At 57.2% G+C, this 22,622-nt stretch carries 23 protein-coding genes; 7 read left to right on the top strand and 16 right to left on the bottom strand.

Annotated features, from left to right (window positions below):
- The first annotated feature begins 22 nt into the window (after window positions 1-22).
- Entirely contained in the window at window positions 23-1,315 is a 1,293-nt protein-coding gene (locus tag NQH49_RS00220) for an MFS transporter (protein ID WP_256697908.1), read from the top strand.
- Between the two features lie 158 nt (window positions 1,316-1,473).
- Window positions 1,474-2,736, top strand: a complete 1,263-nt coding sequence (locus NQH49_RS00225) for a YidR family protein (protein WP_256697910.1) — start codon at window positions 1,474-1,476, stop codon at window positions 2,734-2,736.
- On the opposite strand, the gene NQH49_RS00230 is transcribed toward NQH49_RS00225, so the two are convergent.
- Window positions 2,714-3,073 (bottom strand): YceK/YidQ family lipoprotein, encoded by a 360-nt coding sequence (locus NQH49_RS00230; protein WP_293795770.1) that lies wholly within the window; start codon window positions 3,071-3,073, stop codon window positions 2,714-2,716. The two genes, NQH49_RS00225 and NQH49_RS00230, sit on opposite strands and share 23 nt — an antisense overlap.
- Window positions 3,074-3,359: 286 nt before the next feature.
- Between NQH49_RS00230 and ibpA the strand changes: the two genes are divergently transcribed.
- Window positions 3,360-3,773, top strand: coding sequence for a small heat shock chaperone IbpA (ibpA, locus tag NQH49_RS00235; protein ID WP_008105285.1), 414 nt, complete (start codon window positions 3,360-3,362; stop codon window positions 3,771-3,773).
- A gap of 47 nt (window positions 3,774-3,820) precedes the next feature.
- Here the strand turns inward: ibpA and NQH49_RS00240 are convergent, their stop codons facing one another.
- The 6 genes from NQH49_RS00240 to NQH49_RS00265 are packed head-to-tail and all read right to left on the bottom strand — an operon-like array spanning window position 3,821 to window position 9,538.
- Window positions 3,821-4,726, bottom strand: coding sequence for an EamA family transporter (locus NQH49_RS00240; RefSeq protein ID WP_256697912.1), 906 nt, complete (start codon window positions 4,724-4,726; stop codon window positions 3,821-3,823).
- Window positions 4,727-4,747: 21 nt separating this feature from the next.
- Window positions 4,748-5,248: a YbaK/EbsC family protein gene (locus NQH49_RS00245; protein WP_008105283.1), complete on the bottom strand. Its 501-nt coding sequence runs from the start codon at window positions 5,246-5,248 to the stop codon at window positions 4,748-4,750.
- A 27-nt stretch (window positions 5,249-5,275) separates the two neighbouring features.
- Window positions 5,276-6,076, bottom strand: coding sequence for a 2OG-Fe(II)-dependent halogenase WelO5 family protein (locus NQH49_RS00250; RefSeq protein WP_256697913.1), 801 nt, complete (start codon window positions 6,074-6,076; stop codon window positions 5,276-5,278).
- Between the two features lie 5 nt (window positions 6,077-6,081).
- A complete protein-coding gene (locus NQH49_RS00255) occupies window positions 6,082-6,789 on the bottom strand; it encodes a class II glutamine amidotransferase (protein WP_008105281.1) in 708 nt (235 codons plus the stop codon).
- Window positions 6,777-8,054, bottom strand: coding sequence for an ATP-grasp domain-containing protein (locus NQH49_RS00260; protein WP_256697914.1), 1,278 nt, complete (start codon window positions 8,052-8,054; stop codon window positions 6,777-6,779). The genes NQH49_RS00255 and NQH49_RS00260 overlap by 13 nt, the downstream gene beginning before the upstream one ends.
- A 17-nt stretch (window positions 8,055-8,071) precedes the next feature.
- Complete coding sequence (locus tag NQH49_RS00265) at window positions 8,072-9,538, bottom strand: hypothetical protein (protein WP_256697916.1); 1,467 nt, start codon at window positions 9,536-9,538, stop codon at window positions 8,072-8,074.
- A 213-nt stretch (window positions 9,539-9,751) separates the two neighbouring features.
- Here NQH49_RS00265 and NQH49_RS00270 point away from each other — a divergent pair, with 213 nt between their 5' ends.
- Window positions 9,752-11,188: an aminotransferase-like domain-containing protein gene (locus tag NQH49_RS00270; protein ID WP_256697918.1), complete on the top strand. Its 1,437-nt coding sequence runs from the start codon at window positions 9,752-9,754 to the stop codon at window positions 11,186-11,188.
- 27 nt (window positions 11,189-11,215) lie between these two features.
- Here NQH49_RS00270 and NQH49_RS00275 read toward each other — a convergent pair whose 3' ends face one another.
- The 9 genes from NQH49_RS00275 to NQH49_RS00315 form a co-directional block, all read right to left on the bottom strand.
- Entirely contained in the window at window positions 11,216-12,463 is a 1,248-nt protein-coding gene (locus tag NQH49_RS00275) for a valine--pyruvate transaminase (protein ID WP_256697919.1), read from the bottom strand.
- An 82-nt stretch (window positions 12,464-12,545) separates the two neighbouring features.
- Window positions 12,546-13,520 carry a glyoxylate/hydroxypyruvate reductase GhrB gene (gene ghrB, locus NQH49_RS00280; RefSeq protein ID WP_256697920.1) on the bottom strand — a complete coding sequence of 325 codons (975 nt, stop codon included), beginning with the start codon at window positions 13,518-13,520 and terminating at the stop codon, window positions 12,546-12,548.
- A 50-nt stretch (window positions 13,521-13,570) separates the two neighbouring features.
- Complete coding sequence (locus NQH49_RS00285) at window positions 13,571-14,854, bottom strand: MFS transporter (protein ID WP_256697921.1); 1,284 nt, start codon at window positions 14,852-14,854, stop codon at window positions 13,571-13,573.
- Window positions 14,855-14,997: 143 nt separating this feature from the next.
- Window positions 14,998-15,945 (bottom strand): sugar kinase, encoded by a 948-nt coding sequence (locus tag NQH49_RS00290; RefSeq protein WP_372340029.1) that lies wholly within the window; start codon window positions 15,943-15,945, stop codon window positions 14,998-15,000.
- Between the two features lie 7 nt (window positions 15,946-15,952).
- Window positions 15,953-16,699: a sugar phosphate isomerase/epimerase family protein gene (locus NQH49_RS00295; protein WP_256697922.1), complete on the bottom strand. Its 747-nt coding sequence runs from the start codon at window positions 16,697-16,699 to the stop codon at window positions 15,953-15,955.
- 127 nt (window positions 16,700-16,826) lie between these two features.
- A complete protein-coding gene (locus tag NQH49_RS00300; RefSeq protein ID WP_256697923.1) occupies window positions 16,827-17,852 on the bottom strand; it encodes a LacI family DNA-binding transcriptional regulator in 1,026 nt (341 codons plus the stop codon).
- Window positions 17,853-17,910: 58 nt separating this feature from the next.
- A complete protein-coding gene (locus tag NQH49_RS00305) occupies window positions 17,911-18,915 on the bottom strand; it encodes a LacI family DNA-binding transcriptional regulator (protein WP_256697925.1) in 1,005 nt (334 codons plus the stop codon).
- Between the two features lie 157 nt (window positions 18,916-19,072).
- Window positions 19,073-19,735 (bottom strand): OmpA family lipoprotein, encoded by a 663-nt coding sequence (locus NQH49_RS00310; RefSeq protein ID WP_008105270.1) that lies wholly within the window; start codon window positions 19,733-19,735, stop codon window positions 19,073-19,075.
- A 109-nt stretch (window positions 19,736-19,844) separates the two neighbouring features.
- Entirely contained in the window at window positions 19,845-20,405 is a 561-nt protein-coding gene (locus NQH49_RS00315) for a DNA-3-methyladenine glycosylase I (protein ID WP_256697926.1), read from the bottom strand.
- A gap of 140 nt (window positions 20,406-20,545) precedes the next feature.
- On the opposite strand from NQH49_RS00315, the gene NQH49_RS00320 reads away from it, so the two are divergent.
- From NQH49_RS00320 to dnaC, 3 genes are all read left to right on the top strand, one after another.
- Entirely contained in the window at window positions 20,546-21,241 is a 696-nt protein-coding gene (locus NQH49_RS00320) for an autotransporter (protein WP_256697927.1), read from the top strand.
- Window positions 21,242-21,342: 101 nt separating this feature from the next.
- Entirely contained in the window at window positions 21,343-21,879 is a 537-nt protein-coding gene (dnaT, locus tag NQH49_RS00325) for a primosomal protein DnaT (protein ID WP_008105267.1), read from the top strand.
- A complete protein-coding gene (gene dnaC / locus NQH49_RS00330; protein ID WP_007893471.1) occupies window positions 21,879-22,619 on the top strand; it encodes a replicative helicase loader DnaC in 741 nt (246 codons plus the stop codon). Before dnaT ends, dnaC begins: the two co-directional genes overlap by 1 nt.
- The last annotated feature ends 3 nt before the right edge of the window (window positions 22,620-22,622 follow it).

Below are 22,622 nucleotides of genomic sequence, written 5' to 3' on the forward strand. Positions count from 1 at the left end.
AAAACGATTACGGAGAAACACCATGGATCTCTCTGCTGTTCAGGCCAAACCGACGCGCCGTCGCTATATCACGCTACTGATGATATTTATTACGGTGGTCATTTGTTATGTCGATCGCGCTAATTTAGCTGTCGCTTCCGCGCATATTCAGGAAGAGTTCGGTATTACCAAAGCGCAAATGGGTTATGTCTTCTCCGCCTTTGCCTGGTTATATACGCTGTGCCAGATTCCCGGCGGCTGGTTCCTCGATCGTGTAGGTTCACGCTTAACTTATTTTATTGCCATCTTTGGCTGGTCGGTTGCGACCTTATTACAAGGTTTCGCCACCGGCTTATTATCGTTAATTGGTCTGCGTGCGATTACCGGCATATTTGAAGCGCCGGCTTTCCCCACCAATAATCGTCTGGTAACCAGCTGGTTCCCGGAGCAGGAGCGCGCTTCCGCCGTCGGCTTCTACACGTCCGGTCAGTTTGTCGGCCTGGCTTTCCTCACACCACTGCTGATCTGGATTCAGGAACTGCTGAGCTGGCATTGGGTGTTCATTATTACCGGCGGCATCGGCATTGTTTGGTCGTTCATCTGGATCAAGTTCTATCAGGCGCCGAGCCAGAGCAAAGGCATTAATAAAGCCGAGCTGGAATACATCCGCGAAGGCGGCGCGATGGTGGATGGCGATGCGCCGAGCGAAAAGAAAACCCGCACCAAACTCACCGCCGCCGATTGGAAACTGGTGTTTCACCGCAAGCTGTGCGGCGTCTATCTTGGCCAGTTCGCCGTGACATCCACGCTGTGGTTCTTCCTGACCTGGTTCCCGAACTATCTGACGCAGGAAAAACACATCGCGGCGCTCACCGCGGGCTTCATGACCACCGTGCCCTTCCTCGCGGCATTCGTTGGCGTGATTCTCTCGGGTATCGTCGCCGATCGTCTGGTGCGCAGCGGCCGTTCGCTGGGTTTTGCGCGCAAAACACCGATCATCTGCGGCCTGCTGATTTCCACCTGCATCATGGGCGCGAACTACACCAATGATCCCATCTGGATTATGACGCTGATGGCGATCGCCTTCTTCGGCAACGGCTTCGCCTCAATTACCTGGTCGCTGGTCTCCTCGCTGGCGCCGGTGCGTCTGATTGGTTTGACCGGCGGCATGTTCAACTTTGTTGGCGGCCTGGGCGGCATCACCGTGCCGCTGGTGGTGGGCTATCTGGCGCAGGATTACGGCTTTGCGCCAGCGCTGGTGTATATCTCGGCGGTGGCGCTGATCGGCGCGCTGTCTTACATCCTGTTAGTCGGTGATGTAAAACGCGTAGGTTAATACACCCCGTAGGGTCGCCATTTATGGCGACCTGGCCAACAACCGCACGATAATGGCGACCTTGCAGATAACCGCACAATAAGCGCAACCTGGTTTATTCGCATCGCCCCGCCAAATCACGTAATTTATCCGGCAACAGTTTGATGGAAGGTTGCCTCATGTCAGAAAAACAAATCACCTTTGCCGCGCGTCATCATCAACTCACCAACATCAACGTCTGGACCGGCGACAGCCAGTGGCTGGCATTTGATGTGCGACCTTCCGGCGCCTCTTTTACCAGCCTGACCATTGAGCGCGTCAACGTGGCGAGCGGTGCCGTTGAGGTGCTGTATCAGGCGCGCGATGGCGCGCATGTTGGCGTGGTCACCGTCAGTCCGGATTTGCCGCCGCGTTACGTCTGCATTCATGGGCCGGAACATCCGGATGCGCACTGGCACTACGATTTCCATCACCGTCGCGGCGTGATCGTGCAGCACGGCATCGCTGAGAACCTCGACGCCTGCGATATCACCGCGCCTTACACGCCCGGCGCGCTGCGCGGTGGCTCGCATGTTCACGTCTTCAGTCCGGACGGTTCGCGCCTGAGTTTTACCTACAACGATCATGTGATGCATGAAAAAGAGGCCGGCGACGATCTGCGTAACGTCGGCGTGGCCGTGCCGCTGCATCCGGTGTGTCCGCCCAAACAGCATCCGCGTGAATATGAGGGCAGCCATTATTGTGTGCTGGTCAGCCAGACGCAGCGCGATCCACAGCCAGGCAGCGACCAGATTGACCGCGCCTATGAAGAGTGCTGGATCGGGAATCAAGGCTATCAGAAAGCAGATGGCAGCTGGCAGCGCTGGGCCATCGCCTTTATCGGCGATACGCGCGGCGCGAACGGCGACAAAGTGCCGGAGGTGTTCGTGGTGGATCTGCCCGCCGCGTTAGCCGATTATGCTAAAGCTGGCGCATCGCCCTTGCAGGGCTCGGCGGATAAATTGCCTGCGCCGCCAGCTGGCGTGCAGCAGCGCCGCATCACGCACACCAACGGCCTGGCGTTGCAACCGCGTCACTGGCTGCGCGCCTCAGCGGATGGCAGCGCCATCGCCTTTTTGCTGGCGGACGATCAGGGCGTGATTCAGCTGTGGACGGTTTCACCTAATGGCGGTCAGCCGCGTCAGGTGACGCAGCTAGCAAGCAGCATTCAGTCGGCGTTTAGCTGGCATCCACAAGGTGGCGCGATAAGCTTTATCTGTGATAACAGTGTGATGCGCTGTGAGGTGGCAACGGGGAAATGTACGCGCTTAACGCCACGTAGCGATCAAGCGCCATCCGGTGATGCGGTGGTTTGGTCACCAGATGGGGAAAAGATCGCTTATATGCGGGAAGTAGACGGCTGGCGGCAGCTGTTTTGCGTTAATGCGGCTGCACGGGCATAGCCGCCGCGGTCGCCAGGCTGGCTTGCGTGCCGGCCATTTTCTCGCTCTGCATCACGCGCTCGTGGATGGAATCCTTACTTTTATCGTCGTCAGAACGGAAGTAATCCCACGGCAGCAGCACGGTGTCCATCACCGCTGAGAACGGGAGATCGATCAGCGCCAGCGGCTTGATCGCCCAGCTGGTGTTGTCGTCAGTGATCATCTCTGCGCTGGCGCGCGTGCCGGGGTAGTAGCCCTGACTGGCGCCGGTGTGAGACATAACGCTGGAGCAGCCCGAAGTAACGAAGGTACTGCAAACCAGCACAGCTGTGAGCGGAAAGCGTTTCATCATATTCATCATCATCATCCCTTCAGTCATGGCATGGCCCTGGCTGGAGTGTTTCACCTGACGTTAAGCAAAGCTCTATGGCTAGGTCTTGGATCTCAGGCGATTGGTCCCCTGAGTGTATGTCATATCGTCAAATTTGCTGTAAAAAAATACGCATCAGCCCTTGAAAGCGACCAGGCTGCACCCACTTTTAAGGAACGGTCTTGTTGTTGTTGCCGGAAGGGACAACAACGGACTGCACAACCTGTCCATGGTGGAAGGTTGCCTAAACTTGCTGAATATCAGGAGTCTTATTATGCGTAATTTTGATCTCTCTCCACTTTATCGTTCTGCCATTGGTTTCGATCGCCTGTTTAACCTGCTTGAGTCCAATCAAAACCAGGCCAATGGTGGCTATCCTCCGTATAACGTTGAGCTGGTGGATGAGAATTTTTACCGTATCACCATTGCCGTGGCGGGCTTTGCCCAGAGCGAGTTAGATATCACCTCGCATGACAACGTGCTGGTGGTGCGCGGCGCGCATCCTGAAGAGCAGCCGGAGCGTAAGTACCTGTATCAGGGCATCGCCGAGCGCAACTTCGAGCGCAAATTCCAGCTGGCCGATCACATCACCGTGCGCGATGCGCGTCTGGAGAATGGTCTGCTGAGCATCGATCTGGTTCGCATCGTCCCGGAAGAGGCGAAACCGCGTCGTATCGAAATCCTGTAATCAGGATGTGAGTTGAAAAAAACGCCGCTGAAAAGCGGCGTTTTTGTTTAGGTGCGCACCAATAATCGCTGACTGACCATGCCGCCAAACACGTTCACCAGCAGGCCGAGGATGATCACTGAAACCCCAATCATCTGCTGAATTGACAAGGTTTCACCGAGAATCAGCGCCGCGCTGAGAATGCCCACCACCGGCACCAGCAGCGACAGCGGAGCTACGCGCCAGGTTTCATAGCGACTCAGCAGGTTGCCCCAAATCGCGTAGCCGACAATGGTGGCGATAAAGGCGAGATAGATCAGCGCCAACACCGTTTGCAGCGAGATGTGCAGCAGGCTGGTGACAATCGCCGCCTTACCATCGAACAGCCACGAGCAGGCAAAAAACGGCACTATCGGCACCAGCGCACTCCACACCACCAGCGACATCACCGGCACTTTGCGGTTACGCAAAATGATTTTGTTGGTGATATTGCCGAGCCCCCACGACAGCGCCGCAGCCAGCGTCAGCATCATGGTGGTGAGCGTAATGCCCGCCGTGGTTTGGCCTGCCATGCCTGCCGTCGCCAGCATAAACATGCCGAGCGTCGCCACTAAAATGCCGGCGATGTGATTCCAGCGCAGCTTCTCCGCCAGGAACAGCGCGCCCAACAGTAAGGTGAAAAAGGCCTGCGCCTGTAACACCAGCGACGCCAATCCTGCCGGCATGCCCAGCTTGATGGCAAGGAACAGAAAAGCGAACTGGCCAAAGCTGATGGTCATGCCGTAGACGATCAGCCAGCGCAGCGGAATCGCCGGCCGCTTCACAAACAAGATCGCCGGAAACGCCACCAGGCTAAAACGCAATCCCGCCAGCAAGAAGGGCGGCATGTCCTGCAGGCCCAGCTTAATCACCACAAAATTCACGCCCCATGCCACCACAACCAGCAGGGCTAACAACATATCTTTCACTGACATACTCATTCCTTCCTGCCGTAATCAGGCAGTTGCCGTTACCGGTGTCGCGATCTCGGCACAACATTCTTCACCGACAATCTTAAAGAAATCATCCACCTGTAAAGCAATGGAGCGATCCAGTGCGCCCGCGTTGAACCACAGCGTGCCGACGTCGCGCAGGCGCGCATCGACGCGTAGCGCCAGCCGGTCATCAAAACTAAACGGCGGCACCGCGCCCATCACGCACTGGGTTAACTCCTGCGCTTTCTCTGGCGGCGCAAAGCTCGACTTCTTGCCGCCAATGGCGCGTGCGGCGCTTTTGAAGTTAATCTTGCAGTCGCCCGGCACAATCGCCAGCAGATAGCGCGCATCCGCGCCATCCGGCATCGTCACTTCCAGCACCATCGCTTTGGCCGCCTGATTGAGATCGTTACCGCGAATCTCGCTAATCAGGTCGGTCTGGCCGATGGCTTCATGCTCCACCACGCGATAACGCGCCTGATGCTGATCCAGCAGGGCCGCTACTTTTTCATAGGTATTCATGCTCGTCTCCTCGTCGAAAACCTGGCGTTAACTCCAGGCGATGGCGTGTTTCATTTTTTTGTCGGTCAGGCCAAAGAAGAAGCCCATGGTGATGCGCGTGTCGCCTTCCACGCGATCAATTTCGTGATAAAACGCAGGGTTAAACAGATAGATATCGCCACTGCGCGGTGAGAACTCGCACACCTCGCTGTGCTCAATGACGCCGGTTTGATAACCGAGCTCGCCCGGCGTTTTGTAATACTCATCCATCGGCTGCCACTTCTTATTGAAGATGCGCAGCTCGCCGCCGGCGTTGCACTCCTGCAAACAGACCACGCAGCTGAGTTGATGCAGGATGTGGGTCACCGCCAATCCGCTGCCAGCGGCATCGCGCACGATGTTGTCGTTATGCAGGGGATTGGCGACGCCGTTTGCGTGGAAGCGCACAATCGAACCGGCGTAATCGCCCAGTTCAGGTTCGTTAGCGGTTTGCAGGCTTTCCAGGCGCAGCGCGTGCTTAACCCAGTTGTAGATCTGATCGCGCAGGCAGTGCAGCGACGGCGGCAGCGCGGGCTGGATATCGCGCAGCTCAGTGAAGTAGTTTTCCGGCGCAGCGGTGTGCTTCGCCAGATAAGGGCCAAGCGTGGTCAGCGCGCCGTTCGGATAGTGCGACACCCGCACCTGTTCGCGGCACTGCTGCAAATCATCGACCACCGCTGCGCGCACGTCCGGTGTGAGGAAATTACGTAATACCAGCAACGGCACGCGCGCGGTGACGATGTCATCCAGCCAGGTGCTTTCCACAAACATGTTCGGATGAATAACGCGGATCTGATTGAAAATCGCCATGTTGATCACTCCCCAATAGGAAACTCATGAAGTTCATGGTTACTCATACGACGCCATTCAGACGCCGTGCCCAGTGCTGAAATAGGTTCAGAAGAGATAAATGTGGTGTTGTTATTCTGTAAGCGGTGCAGCGTGAAATAGTTGGGATAGGGCGTATCGTCGGGATGCCATTGCCACGCCCAGGCTTTATCGCGGGTGACAAAAATGGCGTTTGCCGAACTGCCGCCCGGCGCGACCTGCGCCATCTTGTCGCGCAAATAATCGCGGGTGAAATCCGCGGGCGTGGCGCGATCCACTACATATTCCAGATACTCAGCGGAATCAAAACGCGACTCCGCCATGCCCAATTGCTGATAGACGGTGGGCAAAAAACCGTTATGCATCATGTACCACTGCGTTGCGCCGCTGGTGCGCCACAGCGGATGGGAAAATTCGATACCGTGATTTTTGCTCAGCGTGGCGTGGCGGACATGCACCGCCAGAAAGCGGCCGCGCAGGCGATCAACATCAATGGTCGGCAGCGCATCGGCGAAAGTGCCGGTGCCGTGCAGCGTGCGAATGTGCCCTTGTTCCAGCCATAAACAGCCCCAACCGTTGGGATGCTGTTTAATCGGACCTTCGTGCGTGGCGGTTTCACCGCAGCTCATGGCACGCGCGGCGTCCAGCACTGCGGCGGCATCAAATTGGCCGTGCGCCACGATCATTCTGCACATAGTAAATCTCTCCGTGTGGTGAGCGATGAGACTTCAAGGATCTGATGGAACACCGCCAGAATTTCGTCACGGCTGGTAGCGGCGAGGCGGAAGGTGGCGAGAATGCCGGCGTGGCGGGTTAAATCGGCATACAGCGAAGAGCGCGGCGAAACCGCCAGCGCCGGCAGATTGAGCGGCGGCAACAGCTGACCGCGTTGATGCTGCTCGATCCAGCGTTCAGCCGCGTCATACTGCAGGCGCTGACGCAAACGCACGCGGCCCACCGCCTGCGGCTGCGGCGGAAAATGCAGCGGCGGCATGCTGTGACCGGCTTCGATGTGAAACGCCACTTCCGCCCAGTTAATGCCGGTAACTTCCTGCACCAGATTCACCACGCCCATGCCGGAAAGGCGGAAGCCCATTTCGAGGAAGTGCGGTTCGCCATTGACCACAATAAAGTCGATATGAAATGCGCCCTGACGATAGCCGAAGGTTTCGCAGCAGAAGCTCATCAGGCTGCTAAAGCTGGCGGGCAGTTGCTGCGCCGCGACCGCCACATGACCGGATTCGTAAAAACTGACGCAGCCATCGGCATCGCGATGGTGTTCGATCACCTTTTGGCAGCAGGTCAGCGCGACGGCGTGGCCGTCCGCCACCACGCCTTGCAGCGAATACTCATCGCCCGCCAGCCAGCTCTCAACGATAAATCCGCTGAAGCCGCGTCCGCCGTAATTCATGGTATCGACCAGCTTGCCGATCACCGCATCGAGCTGGCTGGCCTCTTTCACCAGCCAGATGCCAAGGCCGCCGCCGCCATCAACCGGCTTAATCACGCAGGGATAGAGCAGCGCTTCACGCGCATCGCGGATGCTGAGCGGCGAGGCAAAAAAGCGAAACTCCGGTTGCGGAAAGCGCTGCCAGGCTTTGCGTAACGCCATGCGCTGCGCGTACTTATCCGGCGGAATAAAGCTCACACCGGCGTCGGGCCCCGCCAGCAGTTCGCGCACGCGACCGGCGCTGGCGTTGTAGGCTTCAAAGCCGGCCAGCACCACGTGAGGATGTTCCATCAACCCGGCATGCAAACAGGCTTGCAGCACATCCCACGGATTTTCCGGGCGATCGAGCCGCACAATCAGATCGAATGGCAACGGGATGCTCAGCGATTGGTAATCGACGAAGTCGCCCATCTCCGCCAGCACGGTAAAGTAGCCCTCGCGTTTGGCCACCGCGCAGTAAGGATTTTGTCCGTCGCGGGTGGCGCCAATCTGCAGGAAAATCTTTCTCATCGCGTTGCCTTACCGGGTTAACGCCCGGAGATCACTTCAGTGACGACGTCTTGCATGACACCGTTATTCACCTGAATCACTGCTTTGTGCGGGTCAAAACGCAGCACGCGCGAAAGCGCATCGCCGCGCTGATCGTCCAGCAGTGAACTCACCTGCGCGCTGCGCCAGCAGTGACGCATCTGCGCCACGGTCAAACCAGAAAGTTGCTCCAGCTGCTGCGCCAGCAACAGATCGTCGCTTTCGCCGCGCAGCAGCGCGCGCACCGCCGCTTCGTCCGGCGCATCGGCCAACTGCTGCAGCCAGCTTTTTAGCTGATGGCCTTCGGCGATAAACGGCGAATAGATCATGCAAACCAGTTGGGTTTCATTGAGGCCGAATGCTTGTTCGGCGAACTGCGCAGCGCGCTGGCGGGCGCGCTTAATCGCCTTATCGTCCTGATAGCGTGCCGCCATCTCATCGATCAGCTGCGGCGGGAAATCCTTTTTCACCATCAGCCCGAGCGCAAAGCGCACATATTCGCGAATGCCTTCGGCGTAGCTGCGCTGCAACAGCGTCTCCGCTCGCAGACCGCGAATATGTGCCATTAACGTCGGGTTACCGCAGTCCGATTCGGAGAAGCTGAACATCAGTTCATCAAAGCGGAAATGCATAAATTCGGTCAGCAGCGCCCAGTGCGCGCCAGCTTCATACGCGGTGTCTTGATAGATATTGAAGAACAGCGGATCGCGTTCCAGCTGCCAGGTAATGCGGTGCGCGGGCGTCACCTGGTCGGCGCCGTAGATATCGGCGAAATAGCGCTCGGCCACGCCATCCAGCGTCTGCAGGAAGCCGCTAAAGCCGCGCGATTTATCCGCCACCGGCGCATCAAACAGCCGCGAAAGATGGCGCGCCCATGCCAGATAAGCGGTTTGTTCCTGCGGCGAATCACCTGTGATGATCACATCAACGCCACCGTCGTAATGCGCCGCCAGGCCAAACGAGTTCACCATGCTGAGATTGCAGGCGTTACAAAAGGTAGAGCGCGCATCGGCACGGAAGCGGTGGCCATTCATCAGCACATCGTTGCGATTTTGCTGGCGTACGCTGTCGGGCATCGGTAAATGGCGATCGAAGTGGCGGATTTGCAGGCCGTCGGTCACCAGACATTCGGTAAAGTCATCATCGGGGATGTGCAGCGCGCGATACACGCGATCGATATTCTCCATCACGCTGTCGTTCATCGCCGCATGACGGTTGGTGCTGATGCGCAGCTGAAAGGTGGTGCCGTGCTGCTGCCAGATCAGCCCCTGAATGTAGCGTACGTACGCCACCATATAGCTGCTGTCTTTGCCGCCGCCGTAGGCCAGCAACACGCGGTTATTTTCCGGGTGCGCGGCATCGGGAAGTGCGGCCAGTAAACGGCGTGAACAGTGTTGCGCTGAATCGATAATCGTCGGAGTGAGATATCCACTCATCTCTCGCATCATGGTGGACAGATTATTCATTTTTCACTTCATCCTTTGGCTAATAAAGTCGCTGCTGCCGTGCTGGCGGCAACAGACGGGAAATGGGCCACGAAGGTGCTACGGAATGAATTTTTTAGTCGGAAGCGGCACTGCAACTAATGCGTATGGTTATCAATTAACTGATGCAGCCTAAAGTACTTTGAATGTAATCTGGTGAAAACGCACAGATCCGGACGAAATAGGGTGGAACAGATGGCGGGTGAAACGGAACAGGGCAGTCGTTACCGTCAAATCGCAGAGCAGATAAAACAAGCCATTCACAGCGGCTCGCTGCCGCCCGACAGCCGTTTACCGTCGGTGCGCACGCTGGCGACGCAGTACAGCGTCAGCATGACCACCGCGCTGAAAACATTACGTACCCTTGAGGATGAGCACTACGCGGTGGCGCGTCCCAAGTCTGGTTTTTTTGTCGCCCCGCGACCTGCTAATAAAGCGCTTCCCACGGTGATCAACGAGCAAGCGCGCGAAGTGGCGCCGCTCGACGAGCAAACCGAGCTGCATCTGGCGATGCTCGGTTCAGACTGCCGCGTGCGGCTGGATCTGGCCAACGGCGACATCTCACTCTATCCGGTGAAGAAGATTGGTTTGCTGATGCGCCAGATGGGATACAGCAAACCGGCGCTGCTCGGCAACACCGTGAAGGGCACCGGCTATGCGCCGCTGAAAAATGAAATTGCACGCCGCGCGGTGGATTATGGCTGCAATATCAACGCTGATGACATCCTGATCACTAACGGCTGCATTGAAGCGATTTCGCTGGCGCTGCGCGCCACCACGCGGCCTGGCGATATCGTTGCGGTGGAGTCGCCCTGCTATTTCGTGCTGCTGCAGATGCTGCATAACCTCAATCTGCGGGTGATTGAGGTGGAAGCCGGGCCGGAGGGTTACGTCAATGTGGAAAAACTCACCGCGCTGTTTCAGCGCAAAGCGGTGCAGGCGTATCTCACCATCAACAACATCAACAATCCGCTGGGCAAAAGCATTCCCAACGAGCAGAAAGCCTATATTGCGCGTCAGGCCGACGAGAACGATGTGGTGATCATTGAGGATGATATCTTCGGCGATACCGCATTCGGCGAGCGCCGCCCGTTCCCGATGCGCGCCTTCAGCCCGAACGCTATTTTGTGCAGCGGCTTCTCGAAAACTGTCGCGCCTGGCATTCGCATTGGCTGGGTGCACAGCAGCAACTACATGCGCAAAATCGCCTCGCTGAAATACACCACTAGCATGGGCACGTCGGTATTGTCGCAGGCGGCGATTGCAGAGCTGCTGCGCAGCGGCGGCTACGATGCGCATCTGCGTAAGCTACGGCGTGAGTTGAAGAATCAAATCCAGCATATGCGTCAGGCGGTGCTGCGCTACTTCCCGCCGGGCACGCGGGTTTCTGATCCCGAAGGCGGCTATGTGTTGTGGGTGGAAATGCCGATCGGTGCATTGAATGTGCGCGCGCTGTTTCTCAAGGCGCGCAATGCGGGCATCGGTATCGCGCCGGGGCACATTTTTGCCACGGATCACCGCTACGATCACTGTTTTCGACTCAACGCTGGTTTTGGCTGGAATGCCGAAGTGGAGCAGGCGATTCAGCAACTGGCGCAGTGGTGCCAGTTGTCGTTACCGGCGGGATCGTAGGGTCGCCATTTATGGCGACCTGGCCGATTAATCGCTAAACGCGGCTTCCAGCTCTTCCGCCAATATTTGCACCGCGCGCTCAATCTTCTCCGCATCTGGCACATAGTTCATGCGCATGCATTGATGGGTGTGCGGCCATGCGTGTTCCAGGCCGGGGAAGAAGAAGTGGCCGGGCACCATCAGCACACCGCGCGCCTTCAGGCGCTGATACAGCGTTTCGGTGCTGATCGGCAGATCGCGGAACCACAGCCAGAGGAAAATTGCGCCTTCGGGTTTATGAATCAGGCAGCGATCTTCCGGCAGATAGCGGCGCAGAATCGCAATCGTCTCGCTCACTTTCGCCTGATAGAACGGCTTAATCACCTCTTCCGACAGACGCAGCAAATCCCCGCGCACAATCATCTCATTGGCAATTGCAGGACCGATGCTGCCCGGCGCCAGGCTGATAATCCCGTTCATGTTACCAATTGCGGCGATTGTGCTCTCATCGGCGACGATGATGCCGCAACGTGCGCCCGGCAGGCCGAGTTTCGACAGGCTCATACACAGAATGGTATTGGGATTCCACAGCGGACGTGCTTCGCTAAAGATGATGCCGGGAAACGGCACGCCGTAGGCGTTATCAATCAGCAGCGGTACGCCGTGCTGCTGCGCCAGCGCATCCAGCTGCAGCAGTTCGTCATCAGTGATGACGTTGCCGGTTGGGTTAGTCGGGCGCGATACGCAAATCAGGCCGACATCATCATTCAGCGGCAGATGATCGAAATCGACGTGATATTTGAACTGGCCTTCCGGCAGCAGCTCAATGTTGGGCTTGGCGGAGACAAACAGATCCTCTTCCAGACCGGCATCGGCGTAGCCGAGGTATTCCGGTGCCAGCGGGAACAGCACGCGCTTTTTGCTGCCGTCGGCGCGACGTCCGGCGAACAGATTGAAGAGATAGAAGAACGCGCTCTGGCTGCCGTTGGTCAGCGCAATATTTTGCGCGGTTAATGGCCAGCCAAGTTCGTCACGCAGCATCTTCGCCAGCGCATCCAGCAGCAGCGCTTTGCCGCGCGGACCATCGTAGTTGCACAGCGCTTCGCTCAGCTTGCCGTCCTGATGCATCTGCATCAGCAACTGGTTGAAATAGTCATTCATCGCCGGGATCTGCGCCGGATTACCGCCGCCAAGCATGATGGTGCCGGGCGTGCGCAGGCCTTCACCCATGTCTTCCATCAGACGTGAGATGCCGGAGTGTTGAGTAAATTTGTCGCCGAACTGAGAAAAGGACATAGGAAGTTAAAACGTTGTGAAATCGAATGGGGAACCACCATAGCGCCCGCCGCTGGCAGGCGCAATGGGTAAAGCAGCAAGCTTAGCCTTGGATCTGCGGGTTAACGCAGTTTTTCTCGACTTTGCCACTCAGGGCGGCGATCAGGTTATCTACCGCGTCGCGCGCCATGCCGTAACGGGTTTCATGGGTGGCGGAACCGATGTGCGGCAGCGCCACCACGTTCGGCAGCGTCAAAATCTCGGCATCGGCAGGTACCGGCTCAACTTCGAACACATCCAGACCGGCGGCGTGGAGGGTGCCGTCTTTCAGGGCCGTTGTTAGCGCCTGCTCATCCACTACCGGACCGCGACCGGCGTTGATCAGAATTGCGCTTGGCTTCATCAACTTGAGCTGCGCCGCGCCAATCATATGGTGCGTTTGTTCGGTCAGCGGCAGGCTGATGCAGACAAAATCACTCTCTTTCAGCAAGGTTTCCAGATCGCAGGCACGCGCGCCAAAGCGGGTTTCTGCCTCTTCATGCTGACGGCGCGCGTTATACAGAATGTTCATGCCGAAGCCAAAGTGCGCACGCTGCGCCAGCGCCAGGCCGATGCGGCCCATGCCGAGAATGCCAAGGGTTTTGTGATGCACATCGATGCCGAAATGATCCGGGCCGATGCTCTTTTTCCACTCGCCGGCTTTCACCCACTTATCCAGCTCGGTCACGCGACGCGCGGTGCTTAGCACCAGCGCCATCATGGTGTCGGCGACGGTTTCGGTCAGCACGGTTGGCGTATGCATCAGCAACACCTTGCGTTGATTCAGCGCGTCGACGTTGAAGTTGTCGTAACCCACCGACACGGTGGAGCAGGCGCGCAGCGCGGGCATTTTTGCCAGCAGCTCGCCATCCACTTTGCCGCCAGAGCCGAGCAAACCTTGCGCCTGTTCGAACTGCGCCGCGTGTTTCTGGATGGTTTCCGGCGAAATATCATGCACTTCAGTAACGGTGAAATGGGCATCCAGTTTGGTGCGCAGGTCATCTGGCAGGCTCTTATAAAGAATCACAGCAGGTTTCATCTTTTGCTCCCTATGAAATGGTGAGGAGGCCTTGAGGCCTCCCGAATTGATTACGCGTGCTTTGCGCCATGCATCGGCGGCGATGTTTTATTCTGCGCCGGTTTGACGATCAACGTCAGCCAGACCGAGGCCAACAGCGCAGCACCCATGAAAATGTAGGAGGCGGCAGGCGAACCGGTCGCGCCATTAAGATAGCCTACAATCCACGATCCAACGAAGGAACCGAGTGCGCCCATGCTGTTGATCAGTGCCATCGCACCACCGGCGACGTTGCGCGGCAACATCTCCGGAATGATGGCGAAGAACGGACCGTACGGCGCATACATCGCACCACCGGCAATCACCAGCAGCGTATACGACAGCCAGAAGTTACTGGAACCGACCAGGTACGAACCAAGGAATGCCAGTGCGCCAATCAGCAGCAGCGGCCAGACAAACAGTTTACGGTTCTGGGTTTTATCGGAGGCCCACGACACCACGATCATCGCAATGGTCGCCACCAGATACGGCACCGCTGACAGCCAGCCGGCTTCCACCATGCCCATCTGCGAACCGTTACGCAGAATGGACGGCAGCCACAGCACGAAACCGTACACGCCGATGCTCCAGGCAAAATATTGCAGGCACAGCAGGATCACGTTGCGATTACGGAACGCTTCACCATAGTTACGTACCGCTTTAATGCCTTCCTGCTCTTTTTGCAGTTGCGCCTGCAGCGCGGCTTTCTCGCTTTCACTCATCCATTTGGCCTGGGCTGGTTTGTCCTGCACCAGGAACCACCAGGCAACCGCCCAGATCACCGCCGGAATGCCTTCAATGATAAACATCTCACGCCAGCCAAAGGATTCAATCAGATAGCCGGAGACCACCGACATCCACAGCACCGTGACCGGATTACCGAGGATCAGGAAGGTATTGGCGCGCGAACGCTCGGATTTGGTAAACCAGTTGCTGATATAGATCAGCATCGCTGGCATCACCGCCGCTTCCACCACGCCGAGCACAAAGCGGATCGCCGCCAGCATCGGGATGTTGCTGACCACGCCGGTCAGCGAGGCGCAGCCGCCCCATAAAATCAGGCACCAGAAAATCAGCTTCTTCACGCTGCGACGTTCGGCATACAGCGCACCGGGAATCTGGAAGAAGAAGTAGCCGAGGAAGAACAGAGCGCCCAGCAGCGATGACATGCCTTTGGTGATGCCAAGATCGTCATTTATCCCTGCGGCAGAGGCGAAGCTGAAGTTCGCCCGGTCCAGATACGCCAGACTGTAAGTGATAAACACGATGGGCATGATAAACCACCAGCGTTTTGGCGCGATTGTCTGCGATTTCATGGGTGACTCCTCTGGTTGAGGTGGACGCATTTAGGGGATGCGCCTCGCAATATAGTTGTAGTAGGTACAGATATTTTTTAAATCTTTGTCGGGAGGTCGCCATAAATGGCGACCCTACAAAAACGCATCGACTGTCGTGAGTATCAATAATCACCCAACGCCGCGCGCGTCGGCAGGCCTTCGCTGTCGCCAGCGACCTGAATCGCCAGCGAACCGATTTTATTACCGCGCAGAATCGCTTGCGGCAGGGATTTTCCCTCCAGCAACGCGCTGATCAGCCCAACTGCAAAACCGTCGCCGGCACCGACAGTATCGACCACGTTCTCGACACGAATCGGTGCGACCTGGCCTTGCTGGCCGTCAGCGGTTTTGTACCAGGCGCCGTCGCCACCGGTTTTGATCACCACCGCTTTTACCCCTTTATCGAGGTAGAAATCGGCGATGGCTTCCGGCTGGCGATAGCCGGTAAGAATCAAACCCTCTTTTTCGCCTGGCAGCACCCAATCGGCGTATTCCGCTAAATGATTGAGCTGCTTACGCATCTCCTCTTCGCTGCGCCATAACACCGGACGCAGATTGGGATCGAAGGAGATGGTTTTGCCCCGCGCGCGCATCTCTTTTGCCGCATGTTGCGCCAGGGCAAGTGAGCTGTCGGAGATCGCCGCCGCCACGCCGCTTAGATGCAGATGGCGCGCGCTGCCAAAGTAGTCATCGTTGAAATCGTCGGGCGACAGATGGCTGGCGGCGGAGCCTTTGCGGAAATATTCCACTTCCGGATCGGAGCCGTCATCGACGCGGGATTTGAGCTGGAAACCGGTGCGATAGCGTGCGTCGGTGGTGACGCAGCGGTGATCGACGCCCTCTTTTTCCAGCTGCTGCAGCGTGAAGCGACCAAAGCTGTCGTCGCCGACGCGGCTCACCCAACCGACCTGCAAACCGAGACGCGCCAGGCCAATCGCCACGTTGAGTTCGGCACCGGCGATGCGTTTGACGAAGCCTTCCGCTGCGGCGAGATCGCCGGTTTGCTGGGCGATAAACATCGCCATCGCTTCGCCAATCGTCACCACATCCAGCGTTTTATGCGTCATCATCGGCTCCTTACGCTGCACGCAGCAGGTCAACGTAATGGCGCGTGACCGCCAGCAAATCCGCGCCTTCCAGCGGGAATTCGATGCCGCGCGGTGCGTCGGTTGGCAGCGCGTTCAGCAGCGAGCGCCAGCTATCGTCGGCCTGATCCAGCGCGATAGCGCGGAAAGTCTCACCGTGCGGCACCGCCGTTTTAACGTGGATGTAGCTAACGTAGCGGCTGAGTTGCGCGGCGGCTTGCAAACCGTCTTCGCCGGTCCACTGCCAGTTGCCCATATCGAAGGTCATATCCAGCGGCAATGCGGCATCACAAGCCTGATGAAAGAAGCGCAGCATCGGCGTCAGTTTGCTGTCCGGGGTTTGATCGTTCTCCACCACCAGCGTCACCGTTGAGGCGTTCAACACAGCGCGCAGCGCACTGGCATCGAGCTCCATAAAATGACCGAGCGCCACTTTCAGGCGCTTAGCGCCGATTTGTTCGGCCTCCTGCAGGAATTGCGCCAGACGCGGATTCAGCGCGCCATCATCCAGCCACAGCGCTTCCGGCACGGAATAGCTGGCGCTCAGCTGATGCTGGGAAATCGCATTGCCGAGTGCGTGCAGCAGGCAGAGTTCGTTTTCGTTGAACAGCTCGCGACGGATTTCGACGCCATCCGCGCCCGCCTGTTTGATCAGCGGCAACAGCGCGGTCTGGCCACCCAATTCCGCTACTTTCTGCGCGCCGTATGCGGCAGTTACAACAATAATTTCTGGTTTCATCACGTTTCTCCGGGCATGACCACATCCCATTCGTTATAAAAAACCTAAATGGAACCGGTTCCAAAGAGAAGAGGCAGACCGTGAAATTATGATCATGCTCACGAAGTGAGCCATAAAAGGGGGGAGATTAGCGCAGCGGCTGGCTGGAGCCGCGCACGATCAGTTCGCCGGAGAAGAGCTGTTCGCTGATCGATTGCTCGCTGCCTTCGATGCGTGCAATGACTTGTTCCAGCGCGGCGTAGCCAATCTGCCAGGTGGGCTGTTTTAAAGTGGTGATGCCGACGCCCGCCAGCGCCGCCCATTCCAGTTCGTCAAAGCCCAGCAGGCCAATCGCTTCGCCCCAGCGCAGCTCAAGGCGCTGCAGCGCGCGCGCCACTTGCAAGGTCAGCGCGCCGTTGGCGGCGATCACCGCACAGCGTTTGTCAGGATGGCGCTGGTGGAACGCGCGCAGCTGTTTTTCCAGCGCGTCGGGCTGATGCAGCGCCACTTCGGCATTCTCTGCCGCAATCTGTGACGCGCTGTTCACCGTGTCGTAGAAGGCGCGCAGACGTTCGCGGCGGGTGTTGACGCTGCCGAGCGGCTCGCTAAGAAAGAGCAGGGCTTGATAACCGTTATCCAGCAAATGTTGGGTGGCAATGGTGGAGGCTTCAACGTTGTTGAGCCCCACCATATCGCAGGCGAAATCGGGAATTTTTCGGTCGATCAACACCATCGGCAGCATCGACTGTTGCAGCCGATTAAGGACTTCTTCATGCATGCCCACGGCATTAACCACAATGCCTTCCACCTGATAGCTGCTGAGCAGTTGCAGGTAATGCTGTTCGAGATCGACTTCGTTGTTGGTGTTACACATCAGCAGAGTAAAGCCCTGCGCACGACACGCCGCTTCGATGCCGCTCAACACGTCAACCGAGTAGGGATTGGTGATGTCAGCAATGATCAAACCAATCAAACGCGTGCGGCCGCGTTTCAGTCCACGCGCCATCTGGCTGGGACGATAGTTGAGTTCGGCGATGGCCTGTTCGATACGGGCTTTGAGATCGGGCGAGAGCAGATTCACTTCGCCATTCAGATAGCGGGAAACGCTGGTTTTACCGGTTTTTGCCGTACGGGCAACGTCACTGATTGTGGCTCGTGGCGGCCTGGTTTTCATTGCTTACACCTGCTGAAAAGAAACAGGCGAAGACTAACACAGCTCGCGCCAGTCGCAATCATTGCGTGTCTGAAGTGAGTCGCAGCACCGGCTGCCAGAGCGTTTGCAGATCGCCTGGCGGCACATCATCGAGCAGTTGCAGCACCATTTCGGCGATGCGCTCGCCAATGTGCTGCTGCGATGATTGCAGAATGGTGTTCACCGGCTGATCGACAATCGAATCGGGCGGCAATCCATCATACACATACAGCGGAATCGCCTGCGCGCCCTTGAGGCGGGCCGCTTGCTGCAGTGCAATCGCGGCTCCTTCACCCAGCGTGCTGCAATCGGTAATGATCGCTTGCGGCGCATCGCCTTGGGCCAGCCAGGCATTGGTTTGTTGATAGCCGGAGCGGCGCGTGGCGGGCAATGCAGCCATCAGAGATTGATCGACCGGCGCCTGATGCTGAATCAACGCATCAATAAATCCCTGGCGGCGATCGAGGATATACGTCGCCGATTCGTTACTGCCGAGATAAGCCAGACGCGGCCATCCTTGTTGCAGGCAGTGTTGTGCCGCGAGAAAAGTACCGGCGTGATTATCGTAATCAATCCACGCGTACGGCTGCGGCAGCTCGCTGCGACCCAGCGTCAGGAAGCGGAAACCTTTCTGTTGCAGGCGTTGCAAACGCGCATCCTGCGGCATGGTGTGGGTTAAAATCAGGGCATCGATGGCGCCGCTGCGCAGCATGCGAATCAGCTTGCGTTGCAGCTCCTGCGGCTTATCGGGTAGCAACAGCAGATCAATATCGTGCTGCGCGAGACGTTGATCCAGCGTCAGCAGCATTTGGCTGTAGTAGCTGTCATTGAGCGAGGCGTGGCTGATGGGAAAGAGCAGTCCAACCGCATTGGCGCGCCCGGTTTTCAGGCGACGGGCCGCATCGTTGGGACGATAACCGCGCGCTTGCGCTTCATCTTCAATGCGTTTGCGCGTGACGGCCGCTACATCGTCATAGCCATTTAGCGCCCGGCTCACGGTAGTAACAGAGAGGCCAAGGGTAGCGGCAATGGCTTTCAGTGACATGATAGCGTCCCATTGATCAATTTTTGATCACGCTAGCATAAAGGAAAAGGCGGCTCTATCAGTTACGAATTTTTTAGCTTTTTCTGACAAAGGTGGCGTCAAAAGTGGCGAAAAAGAGTGATAAAAGCCGACCTGCTGGCGCAGATCGGCTTTACTTTTAGCTCAGCGGGCTGAGGGTGATCTCAACGCGACGGTTCTGTGCTTTACCGTCTTCGGTGCTGTTGCTGGCGACCGGATTATCCGGGCCTAAACCCTGAGTACGCAGGCGGTTCTGCGCCACGCCCTGCAGAATCAGACCGCTGGCGACGCTGTCAGCACGCTGCTGTGACAGGCGCATATTCAGCGCGCGCGTGCCGGTGCTGTCGGTGTAGCCCACCACATTCACGGCGGTTTTTGGATACTCTTTTAGTACCATCGCGACGCCGGTCAGGGTGTTAGCGCCCGCCGGTTTCAGGTTGCTGCTGTTGGAATCAAAGGTGACGTTATTTGGCATGTTGAGGACGATGTTGTCGCCCTGACGCGTCACGCTGACGCCGGTGCCGCGCATTTTGTCGCGCAGTTTCGCTTCCTGCACATCCATGTAATAACCCGCGCCGCCGCCCAGAGCAGCACCGGATGCCGCGCCAATCAGCGCGCCTTTACCGCGATCTTTCTTCGACGACGACAGCACGCCCACGCCCGCGCCTAACACCGCGCCTAAGCCGGCACCGATGCCCGATTTGCCCGCCTGCGATTCGCCGGTATACGGATTGGTGGTACAACCCGACAGCGCCAGGCTGCCGCTCAATAACAAGGTCAGCGCCAAAATACGCTTATTCATGAAAAATCCCTCACAGATTTAAACGGGGAAAAGCCCCAAAACGGCACTATTATGCCGTTCAATTATGGGGAAATGCGTGAGGGTCAGTCTTAATTTGTAAACTTTTGCTTTAAAGATTATCAGGATGGCAGAAACAGCTGGTTTGATGATCGTTAATTAAGCCGCAAGCCTGTAGAAATGAGTGGCAGGTTGTGGGACCGACGAATTTAAAACCACGCTTCTTAAGTGCTTTAGAGAGCGCAATGGCGGGCTCGGAGGTGGTTGGCGCGTCTTTATAATTCGCGTAACGGTGCAAAATCGGCGTATGGTCGACAAAAGACCAGATAAAGCGTGAAAAGTCCTCTCCGGTGGCTTCCAGCGCCAGCAATGCGCGCGCATTGTTGATTATTGCCTCCAGCTTGCCGCGATGGCGAATCAGTCCCGCATTTTGCATCAGACGTTCCATGTCGCTTTCATCCATCAACGCCACGGCATCCGGATCGAATTCATGGAAGGCGCGGCGGTAATTTTCGCGTTTTTTCAGCACGGTAATCCATGAAAGCCCCGCCTGCTGACCTTCAAGACAGACCATTTCAAATAAGACTCGCTTATCGGTTTGCGGCACGCCCCACTCTTGATCGTGGTACGCCAGATACAGTGGATCCTCAGTTACCCAGCCACAACGCTGCATTGCATCACTCCCTTAGCATATGAAATAGCGATAGATCCCTTGACGTATAGCAAATTCGATTAATAGTTATACAACGGGCGCCGATATAGATCTTATAAAACCTAAACGCCCCTCTCTTCCCGGCTCGTCAGGAGTCCTTCATGTTGCAGAAAAGTCAGCGGACAGGCCAGCACAAAATTGCGCTGGTTTTTAGCGGTTGGTGGCTATTATTTCTGGCCGGGAATGCCTATGCCTTTGATCAGTCGAGCCAGAATAGCGCGCCCGATTACAACGCAATACTTGCTGAAAAAATTTCCAGTAATCATCTGATGTTGACAGAAAATCCCGATGCCAACCTGTTTGACGCTGCGCTCAATTCGCCGAACGACTTCGCGATGGTGATGCACAATGAAACCGCCAGCGTTGGCGCCGCGCCCTTTGTGAATCGCTATTCGGCCGGTTGGTCGATGCCGATGAGTGAAGCGGTGAGCACCGGGCCGGTGGCGCAGTTTGCGGTAGATGATTCGACGTTGAGCTGCCCGAAGTGTGAACGCGTGGACAGCAATAATGCCGAGCATATTGCCTCGCTCGGCTGGCGCGTGGATTCCAGCTTTGGCTGGATATCGCCGTGGGCACAGGTGAGCTACAGCCATCTGGTGAATGAAGAGCTGCCTTCACCCACCCGTGAACACGCTGACGACATGAATGGCCGGGAAAACAATTGGGTGGATGTCAGCGTCGGTGCCAATATGCCGTTGGGGCAAAATATGGCTGCCTTTGCTTCCTTCGCGCAAACCGGTGCGGTGAGCAGCGGTGAGCAGTTCATCTACAGCCTTGGCGTCAGCGCCAGCTTCTAAATCGCGCGCGATCCGCCGCGCTAAAACAGTTACACTGAGCGTATTACGTCGGGCTGAATTAACCGTCCGGCGCACCATGCTGGTTAACGTCAGGTTTCTTCATGTCAGTCAAAATCTTATCTTCAACGTTGGTGGGGCTGGATGGCTTCTGCCATGACCCGCTCGCCGTGCTGCAGCAGGCCGATAACGGCACGCTGGCGGTGCTGCATAACAATACGCCGGCATTTTATGCGCTTACGCCGCAGCGTCTGGCGCAGCTGCTGGCGCTGGAAGCTGCCGCGCAGCAGCCCAATGATGTCACGCTGGATGAGAGTCTGTTTCAGACCGATAGCGCGCCTATCGCTACACCGGTTGGCAAGTTCGCGATGTATGAAGGCTGGCAGCCGGACAGCGATTTTCAACGTCAGGCCGCCATCTGGGGCGTGGCGTTGAGTGAAGCCGTTACTGCCGCCGAGCTGGCCACGTTTGTGGCGTACTGGCAGGCGGAAGGCCGTTTGTTTCACCATGTGCAGTGGCAGCAGAAGTTAGCGCGCAGCGTGCAGATGAATCGCGCCGCCAATGGCGGGCAGCCAAAGCGCGATCTCACGCAAATCAGCAATACTGATTACGATATTCCCGATGGATTCCGAGGTGAGTAATGAAAACGCCGAACGATCTTTTTAGCCGCCTGAAAAAGATGATGCCGTCCGAAGTGCAGCCGAAATTCAAAAACGGCGCGGAGCTGCTGGCCTGGAATCAGGAGCAGGGCCGTTTGCGCTCGGAAGCGATTGTGCGGGAAAACCGCGCGATGAAAATGCAGCGCATCATGGGGCGCTCGGGCATCCGCGAGCTGCACATGAACTGCTCGTTCGACAACTATCGCGTGGAAAATGATGGGCAGCGTAAAGCGCTGGCGATGGCGCGCGAATACGCCGCCGGATTTGAAAATAGCATCTCCAGTTTTGTTTTCTCTGGCCGTCCCGGCACCGGTAAAAACCACCTTGCTGCAGCGATTGGTAACGATCTGATTATTCGCGGTAAAAGCGTGCTGATTGTCACCGTGGCCGATTTGATGTCGAGCATGAAGGGCACTTTCAGCGGCGGCAGCGATTTAACCGAAGAGCGCCTGCTGCACGATCTCAGCCACGTGGATCTGCTGGTGATCGATGAGATCGGCATGCAGAGCGAATCGCGCTATGAAAAAGTGATCATCAATCAGATTGTCGATCGCCGCTCATCGTCGAAACGCCCAACCGGCATGTTATCGAACCTCGATCCGGCGGGCATGAATTCGCTGTTGGGTGAACGCGTGATGGATCGTATGCGCCTCGGCAACAGCTTGTGGGTGCGCTTTGACTGGGAAAGTTATCGCAGCCGTGTGCGCGGTGATGAGTATTGAGGA

This window comes from Pantoea trifolii, assembly GCF_024506435.1.
Lineage (GTDB): Bacteria > Pseudomonadota > Gammaproteobacteria > Enterobacterales > Enterobacteriaceae > Pantoea > Pantoea trifolii.

Coding starts and splice junctions, on each gene's coding strand:
- NQH49_RS00220 (WP_256697908.1), top strand. CDS start 23: ATGGATCTCTCTGCTGTTCAGGCCAAACCGACGCGCCGTCGCTATATC.
- NQH49_RS00225 (WP_256697910.1), top strand. CDS start 1,474: ATGTCAGAAAAACAAATCACCTTTGCCGCGCGTCATCATCAACTCACC.
- NQH49_RS00230 (WP_293795770.1), bottom strand. CDS start 3,073: ATGAATATGATGAAACGCTTTCCGCTCACAGCTGTGCTGGTTTGCAGT.
- ibpA (WP_008105285.1), top strand. CDS start 3,360: ATGCGTAATTTTGATCTCTCTCCACTTTATCGTTCTGCCATTGGTTTC.
- NQH49_RS00240 (WP_256697912.1), bottom strand. CDS start 4,726: ATGTCAGTGAAAGATATGTTGTTAGCCCTGCTGGTTGTGGTGGCATGG.
- NQH49_RS00245 (WP_008105283.1), bottom strand. CDS start 5,248: ATGAATACCTATGAAAAAGTAGCGGCCCTGCTGGATCAGCATCAGGCG.
- NQH49_RS00250 (WP_256697913.1), bottom strand. CDS start 6,076: ATGGCGATTTTCAATCAGATCCGCGTTATTCATCCGAACATGTTTGTG.
- NQH49_RS00255 (WP_008105281.1), bottom strand. CDS start 6,789: ATGTGCAGAATGATCGTGGCGCACGGCCAATTTGATGCCGCCGCAGTG.
- NQH49_RS00260 (WP_256697914.1), bottom strand. CDS start 8,054: ATGAGAAAGATTTTCCTGCAGATTGGCGCCACCCGCGACGGACAAAAT.
- NQH49_RS00265 (WP_256697916.1), bottom strand. CDS start 9,538: ATGAATAATCTGTCCACCATGATGCGAGAGATGAGTGGATATCTCACT.
- NQH49_RS00270 (WP_256697918.1), top strand. CDS start 9,752: ATGGCGGGTGAAACGGAACAGGGCAGTCGTTACCGTCAAATCGCAGAG.
- NQH49_RS00275 (WP_256697919.1), bottom strand. CDS start 12,463: ATGTCCTTTTCTCAGTTCGGCGACAAATTTACTCAACACTCCGGCATC.
- ghrB (WP_256697920.1), bottom strand. CDS start 13,520: ATGAAACCTGCTGTGATTCTTTATAAGAGCCTGCCAGATGACCTGCGC.
- NQH49_RS00285 (WP_256697921.1), bottom strand. CDS start 14,854: ATGAAATCGCAGACAATCGCGCCAAAACGCTGGTGGTTTATCATGCCC.
- NQH49_RS00290 (WP_372340029.1), bottom strand. CDS start 15,945: ATGATGACGCATAAAACGCTGGATGTGGTGACGATTGGCGAAGCGATG.
- NQH49_RS00295 (WP_256697922.1), bottom strand. CDS start 16,699: ATGAAACCAGAAATTATTGTTGTAACTGCCGCATACGGCGCGCAGAAA.
- NQH49_RS00300 (WP_256697923.1), bottom strand. CDS start 17,852: ATGAAAACCAGGCCGCCACGAGCCACAATCAGTGACGTTGCCCGTACG.
- NQH49_RS00305 (WP_256697925.1), bottom strand. CDS start 18,915: ATGTCACTGAAAGCCATTGCCGCTACCCTTGGCCTCTCTGTTACTACC.
- NQH49_RS00310 (WP_008105270.1), bottom strand. CDS start 19,735: ATGAATAAGCGTATTTTGGCGCTGACCTTGTTATTGAGCGGCAGCCTG.
- NQH49_RS00315 (WP_256697926.1), bottom strand. CDS start 20,405: ATGCAGCGTTGTGGCTGGGTAACTGAGGATCCACTGTATCTGGCGTAC.
- NQH49_RS00320 (WP_256697927.1), top strand. CDS start 20,546: ATGTTGCAGAAAAGTCAGCGGACAGGCCAGCACAAAATTGCGCTGGTT.
- dnaT (WP_008105267.1), top strand. CDS start 21,343: ATGTCAGTCAAAATCTTATCTTCAACGTTGGTGGGGCTGGATGGCTTC.
- dnaC (WP_007893471.1), top strand. CDS start 21,879: ATGAAAACGCCGAACGATCTTTTTAGCCGCCTGAAAAAGATGATGCCG.